The following is an 11,951-nucleotide window of genomic DNA, read 5'->3' on the forward strand; positions in this document are numbered from 1 at the left end:
CTCAGAGCGTCTGGTGCCGGCCGAAGTACTTGTGGTCCTCGCTGTAGCCGCCGTAACCACTGCCGATCTCGCCGTAGTGTGCGACGAACTCAATGCCTTTGATCCACTTCACCTGTTTGAAGCCGTGCTGCAGCTCGTTGCGTAGCCGCAGGGGCCGCCCGTGCAGGTAGGGGAGCGGCTGGTCGTTCATGTTGTAGGCCAGCATGCTCATGTGGTGAGTCATTTGGTCGATCGGGTGGGCGTTGTAGTAGATGCCGCCGGTCGCGCCCTCGCCCATGGAGTAGAAGACCACCCATTTCGCCTCCGGCAGCGGCTTGACGATATCGATGATGGTCTGCATCGACACACCGCCCCACTTGGCTACGCCCGACCACGCCTGAATGCAGAAGTGCTGGGTGATCTGGTCGTGATAGGGCAAGGCCCGCAAGTCGTCGAGTGAGAAGGCCGTCGGATTCTCGACAAGGCCGTACACCCGCAATCGCCAGTCCGCGAAGTCGTTTTCTTCCAGCTCTTTGTACTCGACGTTCTCGGGCAATCGGCCGTTGCGCCAATGGAACGGTGAAATGTCTTTTTCAGTGAAGGCGCCCGGCTTCGGGTTGAGGTTTTCCAGCGCCCGTTGGAACGGGCCGACCAGCGCATACCCCACCCGCTGGACTACTCGCGGATGCCGAATGGTGAACGGAGTGGCCGCTACCCAAGCGACGGCCACCACCACCATCGCGACCACGAATACCGCGAAACCCATCCAGCCGTCGTCGTCGCGCGCGGCGAATATGTGGTTGAGATTGCGCAAAGCCTCCGTCGCAAACACCAAGGTGACGTGCACGACGATGAAGAACAGGAAGTACACCAGGACCAGAAAATGCAGCGAACGGGCGTGCTGAATGCTCAGGCGCTTGCTCAGCCAGTGGACACGCTGCGACAGTGCCGGCGACATGCCCAGTCCGGTGATCAGCGCGGCCGGGGCGGCGATGAAGACTGTGGTGAAGTAGGCCAGGACCTGTAGACCGTTGTAGGCAAGCCACCCGTCGTCATGTGGCCAGTCCAGAGACAGGTACTGAATCGCTACGGATGCGGCGTCGGGGAAGACGTCCCAGCTGGTCGGCACGATGTGGCGCCACTGCCCGGTAGCAAACAGCAGCACATAGAAGACCGCGCCGTTGACCAGCCACAAGACGTCTATGCCGAGATGCCACCACCGCGCGAGTCCAATGGAGTGGCGAAATCCTGGCAATCCGAACTGGGGGGGCAGCGCCACGGTGTCGGAGTTCGCGGTCCAGAGCGGATCGTCGGGAACGGGCGGTCCGACCCGCAGCCACTCATCCTTGCCCGGAGTGGCATTGCGGCTGAAGTACAGCCGCGGATGATCGCACAAAATCTGGATGCCGGACCGGATGATGAACATCATCATGAAGAGGTTGAAAAAATGCGTCCAGCCAATCCAGGCCGGCAGCGTGGGCCTGGCGTGCTTGACGTCGGTTCCGGGATAACGCTGAATGAACGACTGCACCGCCGGCATGTTGTGCAGCCCTTTGCCGATTGCCACGGCGGCGACCAATAGAGCGAAGCCGATGGGTATCAGCCACAACAGGTTGAACCACTTGTCGCGCCCGACCCGCAGCCGCGGCGCAGTAGCCCGCCGAGTGAGGTCGAAGCCGCCTCCGTAGGTCTCGACATCGACGATGTCCTCGGCGGTATGGACCTCCTTGGCGTAATCGACGCCAAGTTGCCGTTCCAGCCGGGCGATTTCGGCTGCCGGGGCGGGCGGTGTTGCCGTCCCCGTCGAGTCAGCCACGTGATCAGCGTCTTCACCGGTGATGCTCACTGCCCGAAGTTACAACTTTAGTTGCGCTAGAGCAAACAAATCGGACGGAAGCGCTTTACATCGCCTTCAGCAGCGCCGTCAATGGCCGGTCACCGCGCGGACAGCGTCGGCGAGCGTAGCGGCTCTGCGGTTGGTGAAGATGTCCTCGAGCAGGATCTGCCGACCGTCCGGGCCGGTCAGCGGTACTCGCCAATTGGGATATTCGTCGGTGGTGCCGGGCTGGTTCTGGGTCCGGCGGTCACCGACCGCATCGGTCAGCGCCACACCCAACAAGCGTGACGGTGTGCGCCCGAGATATCGGTACAGAGCAAGTATCTGCTGTTCCGGGGCGTCTTCACCGTCTTCGAGCAGGCCGACCCGGCGCAGCTCGGCGGTCCACGCGTCGAGCTCGGCGCGGCTCGATTCGAGTTCGGCTGCCACCGGCCGAGTCAACAACCCCAATGATTCGCGCAGCCGCACGTGATCGCCCGCCAGATACCCCGCGGTCGGTGGCAGGTCATGGGTGGTCACCGAGGACAAGCAGTACTCCCGCCAGCGTTCGGCGGGCAGCGGTCCGCCATTTCCGTCTCGATCCTGCTCGAACCACAGAATCGAAGTACCCAACAGTCCACGTAGCAAGAGGTAGTCGCGCACCCAGGGTTCGACGGTGCCCAGATCCTCGCCGACGACAACCGCCCCGGCACGATGCGCCTCCAGCGCAACGATGCCGATCATCGCCTCATGGTCGTAGCGCACGTATGTGCCCTCGGTCGGCGGCGCGCCCTCGGGAATCCACCACAGCCGAAACAGTCCGATGATGTGGTCAATGCGTACGCCGCCGGCGTGGCGCAGCACGTTCTGGATCAGTGCGCGAAATGGACGGTATTCCTGCTCATCGAGCCGGTCTGGGCGCCAGGGCGGTTGCGACCAGTCCTGGCCGAGCTGGTTGAACTCATCCGGCGGCGCGCCCGCCGTCACGCCGAGCGCCAGCACATCCTGCAGCGCCCAGGCGTCAGCCCCATTGGGGTGCACGCCGACGGCGAGGTCATGCATGATGCCCAACGCCATTCCGGCCCGGACCGCCTGCGATTGAGCAGCGGCTAGCTGCTCGTCGAGCTGCCATTGCAGCCAGCGGTGGAAGTCAACCGCTTCCTTATGTTTATTGACGAACTTGGCCACACCCGGACCGTCGGGATGCTGCAGCGATCTCGGCCAGCGATGCCAGTCGCCGCCGTACTCCTCGGCCAGCGCACACCAGGTCGCGAAGTCGTCCAAGGCGCGCCCTTCCCGATCGCGGAACGCGGCATAGGACAGCTCGCGCCCGGCCGACCGCGGCACCCGATGGATTAGCTGCAGCGCGGCGCGCTTGGCGGTCCACGCCGCGTCACGATCGATGGCGTCGAGCTGATCCGCGCGGTCTTGCACGTCGTCGCGCAGTTGGCGCACCCGGCTGCGCTTTGGCAAGTCCACGAGCTCGGGAATGGCTTCGACGCGAAGGTAAAGAGGATTGACGAAGCGCCGTGACGTCGGCAAGTACGGGGACGGCTCCATGGGTGCGCCCGGTCCAGACGGCGCCGCCGCGTGCAAGGGATTCACGAGGACATAGTCGGCGCCATGCGCCGAGGCCGACCACAGCGCCAGATCGGCTAGGTCGGTGAGGTCGCCGATGCCCCAGGAGCGGCGCGACCGCACGCTGTAGAGCTGGGTGGCCAGGCCCCAGGCGCGGCGGCTACCGAGTTGTTCGGGGAGCCCGAGCCAATCCGGCGTCACGATGAGGGCGGTGCTGGCCTGGTGGTCACCGGAACGCAGCTGCACCCGGTGGTAGCCGAGCGGCAGGTCGGCGGGCAATACGAAGCTGGCCTCGCCGACCCATCGGCCGTCCAGATCGAACGGGGGAGTGAAGTTGTCGACCTGTATCAGCCCACCGCGCACCGTGCCGTCCTCGAGCTGCAACCTGACTTCGGCAGGGGCGCCGTGGGTCACATGCACCCAAAAGCGCGTTTGCGCGCCGGCGCGGCCCACGATGGTCGGCGGCAACGGGCGTGTCCAATATGAGCGCAGCTGGGCAGTTAGGGCCGCATTGCGCTGCTGCTCGGTGTCGGCCGGTACGCCCAGGGCGGCCAGTACGGCGACCAGCGTGGTCTCCGGGACGAGCAGCTGCCGGCCGGTCCAGTCGTCATAGGCGGTGGCGATGCCGAATCGCCGGGCCAGTTCGACCAGCGAGGGCGCAAGCTCAGTCATGTCGCCCATCTTGCGTGGCGCGTCCGGGTCCGGGGGCGAGAGGGGCGCTTTCTCCGGAATCGGCCGCCAAGGGCTCCAATTACTTCGCAGGTCACGGCTGTAGGCACGGAAGTTTTCGGCTCAACAGGCCGAGTCGGCAAATCGCCGCTACCATGCCCAGTGGAGACACGGCGAAATCTTGGGGGATCCAGCGCGGTCGGCGTCGCGTGACGGCGTGTGTGTGGGTGCCCTACGGTTATCGAAGTGACGAGCGCATTCATAAATATGCAGGTCGTTAACCAGGCGTTTTAATAGACCGGATGGTGAAATAACGTGGCTGAAGACAGCCGGGGGCAGCGGGGGTCGGGGTACGGCCTCGGGCTATCGACGCGAACCCAGGTGACCGGTTATCAGTTCCTGGCCCGCCGCACCGCGATGGCGTTGACCCGGTGGCGGGTTCGGATGGAGATCGAGCCAGGCCGGCGCCAAACGCTAGCGGTGGTCGCGTCGATATCGGCGGCGTTGGTGATCTGTCTGGGTGCGCTGCTGTGGTCATTCATCAGCCCGTCCGGCCAAATAAACGAGTCGCCGATCATTGCCGACCGGGACTCCGGCGCGCTCTACGTCCGAGTCGGCGACCGGCTCTACCCGGCCCTGAATCTGGCGTCGGCGCGGCTGATCACCGGGCGGGCCGACAATCCGCACTTGGTCAAGGCCAGTCAGATCGCCAGCCTGCCGCACGGCCCACTGGTCGGCATTCCCGGCGCACCATCGGAATTCGCACCCAAGAGTCCAGCCGCATCGTCGTGGCTGGTGTGTGACACCGTGGCCACTTCAACCGGTGTCGGGACGCCGGGCGGAGTGACGGTGACCGTCATCGACGGCACGCCCGACCTGACCAACCACCGGCGGACCCTGACCGGGTCGGACGCCGTCGTACTGAACTACGGCGGCAACACGTGGGTTGTCCGGGAAGGACGCCGGTCGAAGATCGACGCGACCGACCGGTCGGTGCTGCTGCCGCTGGGCCTGACACCTGAGCAGGTCAGCCAGGCCAAACCGATGAGCCACGCCCTTTACGACGCCTTGCCGGTCGGGCCGGAGTTGCTGGTGCCCGAGGTGCCGAACGTGGGCGCACCGGCGACCTTCCCGGGTGCTCCCGGCCCGGTTGGCACCGTACTGGTGACTCCACAAATCAGCGGGCCGCAACAGTATTCGCTGGTGCTGGTGGATGGTGTGCAAACGCTGCCGCCGTTGGTGGCCCAGATCATGCAGAACGCGGGTCGTCCCGGCAACACCAAGCCGGTGACGATAGAACCGTCGGCGCTGGCGAAGATGCCGGTCGTCAACAGGCTGGATCTGTCCGCCTACCCGGACAACCCGTTGAATGTGCTGGATATCCGGGAGAACCCGTCGACCTGCTGGTGGTGGGAACGGACCGCCGGCGAGAACCGGGCCCGCGTGCAAGTGATCGCCGGGCCAACCCTCCCGATCTCGCAACACGAGATGAAAAGGGTTGTGTCGCTGGTGAAAGCCGATATGACCGGTCGCGAAGCCGACCAGGTGTACTTCGGCCCCAACTACGCGAACTTCGTCGCGGTCACCGGTAATAATCCGGCCGCTCAGACAGCGGAATCGCTGTGGTGGCTGACCAATGCCGGCGCCCGGTTCGGAGTGGAAGACAGTAAGGAAGCACGTGAAGCCCTGGGCCTGACTTTGCAGCCGAGCTTGGCGCCGTGGGTGGCGCTGCGGCTGCTGCCACAGGGTCCGACGCTCTCTCGAGCTGACGCCCTGGTTGAGCACGACACCCTACCCATGGACATGACCCCTGCAGAGTTGGTGGTACCGAAGTGAAACGTGGATTTGCGCGACCGACACCCGAAAGGCCTCCGGTAATCAAGCCGGAGAACATCGTCCTGCCAACGCCCCTGAGCATTCCGCCGCCGGAGGGCAAGCCGTGGTACATGATCGTGATCGGCGTCGTCGTGATCGGCCTGCTGGGCGGCATGGTGGCCATGACCTTCGCCAGTGGGTCACGCGTGTTCGGCGGCGTCGGTTCGATATTCCCCATCTTCATGGTCGGCGGAATGATGATGATGATGTTCGGTGGCCGGATGGGCGGCCAGCAGCAGATGAGCCGGCCGAAGTTGGACGCCATGCGCGCCCAGTTCATGCTGATGCTGGACATGCTCCGCGAGACGGCGCAGGAGTCGGCCGACAGTATGGACGCCAACTACCGGTGGTTTCACCCGGCGCCCACCACGCTGACCGCGGCCGTGGGCTCGTCCCGGATGTGGGAGCGCAAGCCTGACGGCAAGGACCTCAACTTCGGCGTCGTCCGCGTCGGTGTTGGCATGACGCGTCCCGAAGTGACCTGGGGTGAGCCGCAGAACATGCCGACCGACATCGAGCTGGAGCCGGTGACCGGTAAGGCGCTGCAGGAATTCGGGCGCTACCAAAGCGTCGTCTACAACCTGCCGAAGATGGTTTCGGTCTTGGTCGAACCGTGGTACGCCCTCGTCGGCGAACGCGAGCAGGTGCTGGGATTGATGCGCGCGATCATCTGCCAGCTGGCGTTCTCCCACGGACCCGACCACGTCCAGATGATCGTGGTCAGTTCCGATTTGGAGAAATGGGACTGGGTGAAGTGGCTGCCACACTTCGGTGATTCGCGGCGCCACGACGCGGCCGGCAACGCCCGGATGGTGTACAGCTCGGTACGCGAGTTCGCCGCCGAACAAGCCGAATTGTTCGCCGGTCGTGGGTCGTTCACGCCCCGGCATGCCAGTTCGTCGGCGCAGACACCGACTCCGCACCACGTGATCATCGCCGACGTCGATGACCCGCAGTGGGAGTACGTGATCAGCGCCGAAGGCGTCGATGGCGTGACATTCTTCGATCTGACCGGTTCTTCGATGTGGACGGAAGTCCCCGAGCGGAAGTTGCAGTTCGACGAGATCGGCGTGATCGAAGCCCTGCCTCGCGACCGTGACACCTGGATGGTGATCGACGACAAGGCGTGGTTCTTCGCACTCAGCGACCAGCTCACCATCGCCGAGGCCGAGGAGTTCTCGCAAAAGCTGGCGCAATGGCGTCTCGCCGAGGCCTACGAAGAGATCGGCCAACGGGTTGCCCACATCGGCGCGCGAGACATCTTGTCTTACTACGGTATTGACGATCCGTCGGATATCGACTTCGACGCGCTGTGGGGGAGCCGCACTGACAGCATGGGCCGTTCGAGGCTGCGGGCGCCGTTCGGCAACCGGTCTGACAACGGTGAGTTGCTTTTCTTGGACATGAAGTCGCTCGACGAGGGCGGCGACGGCCCGCACGGTGTCATGTCGGGCACCACCGGTTCGGGTAAGTCGACACTGGTGCGAACCGTGATCGAGTCGCTGATGCTCGGACATCCGCCCGAAGAGCTGCAATTCGTGCTGGCTGACCTTAAGGGTGGTTCGGCCGTTAAGCCGTTCGCCGGCGTACCGCACGTGTCTCGGATCATCACCGACCTGGAAGAAGACCAGGCGCTGATGGAACGTTTCCTGGACGCGCTGTGGGGCGAGATCGCGCGCCGCAAGGCGATCTGCGACAGCGCCGGTGTCGACGACGCCAAGGAATACAACTCGGTACGGGCCAGGATGCGCGCACGCGGACAGGACATGGCGCCGCTGCCGATGCTGGTGGTGGTCATCGACGAGTTCTACGAGTGGTTCCGGATCATGCCGACGGCCGTCGACGTCCTCGACTCGATCGGCCGGCAGGGTCGTGCCTACTGGATTCACCTGATGATGGCTTCGCAGACCATTGAGAGCCGAGCCGAAAAGCTCATGGAGAACATGGGTTACCGCCTGGTGCTGAAGGCGCGTACCGCGGGTGCGGCGCAGGCGGCCGGCGTGCCGAACGCAGTGAACCTACCCGCCCAGGCCGGCCTGGGGTACTTCCGTAAGAGCCTCGACGACATCATCAGGTTCCAGGCCGAGTTCCTGTGGCGCGATTATTTCCGCCTCAGCAGCATCGACGGCGAGGAAGCGCCGGTGCTGGTGCACAACATCGACTATGTGCGCCCGCAACTGTTCACCAACGATTTCACCCCCCTCGAGGTGAGCGTGGGTGGCCCGGAAATCGAACCTGCGGCCACCTACACCAACGGCGAGGTGCACGCCACCGACGGCGAATCCGAGGAAGAAGAAGGCGGAATTCGCACGCCGAAGGTCGGTACGGTGATCATCGATCAGCTGCGCAGGATCAACTTCGAGCCCTACCGGCTCTGGCAACCTCCGCTGACGAAACCAGTCGCCATCGACGAGTTGGTCAACCGTTTCCTCGGCCGCCCGTGGCAGAAGGACTACGGCACCGCGAGGGATTTGGTATTCCCGATCGGTATCATCGACCGCCCGTTCAAGCACGATCAGCCGCCGTGGACGGTCGACACCTCCGGTCCCGGTGCCAACGTCTTGATTCTGGGCGCTGGCGGTTCGGGCAAGACGACCGCGCTGCAGACGCTGATCTGTTCGGCGGCGCTGACGCACACGCCCGAGCAGGTGCAGTTCTATTGCCTCGCTTACAGCAGCACCGCATTAACGACCGTGGCTCAGCTGCCGCACGTAGGTGAGGTGGCCGGTCCGACGGATCCGTACGGCGTGCGCCGCACGGTGGCCGAGCTGTTGGCCCTGGTCCGCGACCGCAAGCGCACCTTCCTGGAATGCGGCATCGCGTCGATGGATATGTTCCGGCGCCGCAAGTTCGCCGGGGAGGCCGGGCCGGTACCCAACGACGGCTTCGGCGATGTCTTCCTGGTGATCGACAACTACCGGGCGCTGGCCGAGGAAAACGAGGTGTTGATCGAGCAGGTCAACCTCATCATCAACCAGGGTCCCTCGTTCGGGGTGCATGTGGTCGTCACCGCCGATCGCGAATCCGAACTTCGGCCGCCGGTGCGAAGCGGCTTCGGTTCCCGGGTCGAATTGCGCTTGGCCGCAGTGGAAGACGCCAAGCTGGTGCGGTCCCGATTCGCCAAGGACGTACCAGTCAAGCCGGGTCGCGGCATGGTCGCGGTCAACTACGTGCGCCTGGACAGCGACCCGCAGGCCGGTCTGCACACGTTGGTGGCCCGTCCGGCGTTGGCCAGTACAGCCGACAACGTCTTCGAATGCGACAGCATCGTCGCGGCGGTCAGCAGGCTCACCAGCGCGCAGGCACCCCCGGTGCGCAGGCTGCCGGCCCGGTTCGGTGTGGAGCAGGTGCGGGAGCTGGCCGCGCGCGACACTCGCCAGAACGTTGGTGCCGGCGGAATCGCTTGGGCCATATCCGAATTGGATCTGCAGCCGGTGTACCTCAACTTCGCCGAGAACTCGCACTTGATGGTGACGGGCCGCCGCGAATGTGGGCGCACCACGACGTTGGCCACCATCATGTCGGAGATCGGGCGGTTGTATGCGCCCGGCGCCAGCAGCGCGCCGCCGCCGCCCGCCGGACGGCCTTCTGCGCAGGTTTGGCTGGTCGACCCGCGCCGCCAGCTGCTGACCGCACTGGGTTCGGACTATGTCGAGAAGTTCGCCTACAACCTCGACGGCGTCGTGCAAATGGTGGGTGAGCTGGCGGCGGCCTTGGCCGGCCGCGAGCCGCCGCCCGGGCTGTCCGCCGAGCAGCTGCTGTCCCGGTCATGGTGGAGCGGCCCGGAGATCTTCCTGATCGTCGACGACATTCAGCAGCTGCCGCCAGGTTTCGATTCACCGCTACACAAGGTGGTTCCATTCGTAAACCGTGCCGCCGACCTGGGGTTGCATGTGATCGTCACCCGTAGCTTCGGCGGCTGGTCGTCGGCCGGCAGCGACCCGATGCTGCGGGCTCTGCATCAGGCCAATGCGCCGTTGCTGGTCATGGACGCCGACCCGGACGAGGGCTTCATCCGCGGCAAGATGAAGGGCGGTCCGCTGCCCCGCGGCCGAGGCCTGCTGATGGCCGAGGACACCGGCGTGTTCGTCCAGGTGGCAGCCACCGAGGTGCGCAAGTAAAAATCTGCTGTCGTCGCTGGGGCTGGACCCGGATCGACCGGTTCAGCCCCAGCGCAGCGGCAACGTCTTGAGCGCGAAAGACTTTGAGGGAAACCTGATTTCGGGCGTGTAGTCCGGGGCCAGCTCGAAGTCGGGGATTCTCTTCAGCCACTCACCGACCAGCAGCGTGAGCTCCACCCGCGCCAGGTGAGAGCCCAGACAGCGGTGCGGTCCGCCGCCGAAACCCCAGTGCCGGTGCACCTTTCCGTCCATCACAAGTTCATCGGTGGATATTTCATCGGAACCGTCCCGGTTGATCGCGGCCATGCACAGCCGCACCCTGGAGCCCGCGGGCAGCACCATGCCGCCGACATTGACGATCTGCGTGGTGATCCGAGGTGCCACCGGCGCAGACGGCTCAAGGCGGACGATCTCCTCGATGAAGACCCTGACCTGTTTGGGATCGTCGCGCAGCAGCTCCCGAAGCTGGGGCCGCCGTGCGAGTTCGAGCAAGCAGAAACCCACCGCGGCGGTCACCGTATCCAGTCCTGCCAGGATCAAGAGATGGCTGAGGCCCAACACCTCGATCTCGCTCAACGGATCGGCACCGATGAGCACCTGCGACAAGACGTCGGGGCCCGGATTCTGCTTGCGATCGGCAATCGCTTGTGCGAGGTATTCGAACAGTTCCCGCGAAGCAGCGACGTCGGCCTCAGCGGGGTAGGGCTTGTCCGACATACCGATCACGGCGTCTTTCCAGCCGATCAACCGGTCCCGATCCTCCAATGGCAAACCGTAGAGGACCAGAAACAGCTGAAACGGGAACAGATTCGCCAGATCTGCCATCGCCTCACATTCACCTCGCACCGCAATGGCGTCGATCATCGCGACGGTCTGCTCCAGCAGTGCCGGCCGTTTCTTGGCCAGCGCGGACGGGCTGAAGAAGGGCTGCAGGATCTTGCGGTATCGAGTGTGCTCCGGCGGGTCGAATCCCAGTGGCACCACAGGCAGTGGGTTGTCCGGCGGCTGGAGCGCTTCCCTGGACGAAAACGCCTTGGTGTCACGCAGTGCTGCGAGCACATCTTCACGACGCGTCAGGTAGTACCAGCCGTTCATGAACACCACCGGCCCGGCGTCGCGGAGGATCTTCCACCCGACACCTCTGTCGGCAGTCATCGGCAACGTCGAGTACTCCAGGCGCGGCAAATAGAACGCGTTCGCCTGCCCGCTGTCGACAGTGCTCATGTGCTTCTTCAGATCTCCATTCCCGCCGCAGTGGAGCCGCGACCGCGAGTTCGGTCCTACCACGTGGCAGGGCAAATATCGCATGCGCGATGCGTAGCCACCACCGGAGCCGCCTTGTCGCCTCGCTAGCGGAGCCGTCGCCGCTCGGATACCCTCTGTCGCGTTCCATCTTGTGCATCCCTGACGCGATCGACACCCGGTCGAGGCCCACTCGAGGAAGGAAACCCGTGAAGGTTCGTCTCGAGCAAACAAGGTGCGTCGGACATGCGCAGTGCTACGCCGTCGATCCAGAGTTGTTCCCGATCGACGACTCGGGCTATTCGACGCTTCAAGAACGCCATGTGCGGCCCGAGGACGAGCAGGCAACGCGCGACGGGGTAGGCGCCTGCCCCGAAATGGCACTCATTCTCGAAGCCGACTGACAACCTCGCGGACCGTACCGGCTACGCGTTCTGCATGCTGAATTCATAATTTATGTGCAGCTGACCAGAATCCATTCCCGGCCATTGCAGCTGAGCGCCGCGCGGATTCCGCAGGTGATCTGGCTGAAACTGAATGTTTATCGAATAGTAATTTAACGGAAGCTGAACTCTGGTCCCCGAGCGGTGAATAGTTGGCGAGCCAAGGTCACGACGCCGGTTGGGCAATCTAATGTGTTTGATGTGCAACGGTTCTGAAACGAAAGAACT

The 11,951-nt window shown here is 64.3% G+C and carries 6 protein-coding genes; 3 read left to right on the top strand and 3 right to left on the bottom strand.

The features are described from left to right. Position 1 precedes the first annotated feature (1 nt). Entirely contained in the window at positions 2 to 1,738 is a 1,737-nt protein-coding gene (locus tag AWC27_RS24695) for a molybdopterin-dependent oxidoreductase (RefSeq protein ID WP_085672913.1), read from the bottom strand. Positions 1,739 to 1,903: 165 nt separating this feature from the next. Continuing rightward, entirely contained in the window at positions 1,904 to 4,045 is a 2,142-nt protein-coding gene (gene malQ / locus AWC27_RS24700) for a 4-alpha-glucanotransferase (protein ID WP_085672914.1), read from the bottom strand. Between the two features lie 312 nt (positions 4,046 to 4,357). Between malQ and eccB the strand changes: the two genes are divergently transcribed. Next, positions 4,358 to 5,878, top strand: a complete 1,521-nt coding sequence (gene eccB, locus AWC27_RS24705; protein ID WP_085672881.1) for a type VII secretion protein EccB — start codon at positions 4,358 to 4,360, stop codon at positions 5,876 to 5,878. Further along, positions 5,875 to 10,038: a type VII secretion protein EccCa gene (gene eccCa / locus AWC27_RS24710; RefSeq protein WP_085672882.1), complete on the top strand. Its 4,164-nt coding sequence runs from the start codon at positions 5,875 to 5,877 to the stop codon at positions 10,036 to 10,038. Before eccB ends, eccCa begins: the two co-directional genes overlap by 4 nt. Positions 10,039 to 10,080: 42 nt before the next feature. Here eccCa and AWC27_RS24715 read toward each other — a convergent pair whose 3' ends face one another. After that, complete coding sequence (locus AWC27_RS24715; RefSeq protein WP_085672883.1) at positions 10,081 to 11,262, bottom strand: cytochrome P450; 1,182 nt, start codon at positions 11,260 to 11,262, stop codon at positions 10,081 to 10,083. A gap of 227 nt (positions 11,263 to 11,489) precedes the next feature. On the opposite strand from AWC27_RS24715, the gene AWC27_RS24720 reads away from it, so the two are divergent. Further along, positions 11,490 to 11,684: a ferredoxin gene (locus AWC27_RS24720; RefSeq protein WP_085672884.1), complete on the top strand. Its 195-nt coding sequence runs from the start codon at positions 11,490 to 11,492 to the stop codon at positions 11,682 to 11,684. Positions 11,685 to 11,951 lie beyond the last annotated feature (267 nt).

The sequence above is a fragment of the Mycobacterium szulgai genome, assembly GCF_002116635.1.
Classification (GTDB): Bacteria; Actinomycetota; Actinomycetes; order Mycobacteriales; family Mycobacteriaceae; genus Mycobacterium; species Mycobacterium szulgai.

Bases quoted from the DNA above. Each gene is read 5' to 3' on its own strand.
- AWC27_RS24715 (WP_085672883.1), bottom strand. From the start codon at position 11,262: ATGAGCACTGTCGACAGCGGGCAGGCGAACGCGTTCTATTTGCCGCGC.
- malQ (WP_085672914.1), bottom strand. From the start codon at position 4,045: ATGACTGAGCTTGCGCCCTCGCTGGTCGAACTGGCCCGGCGATTCGGC.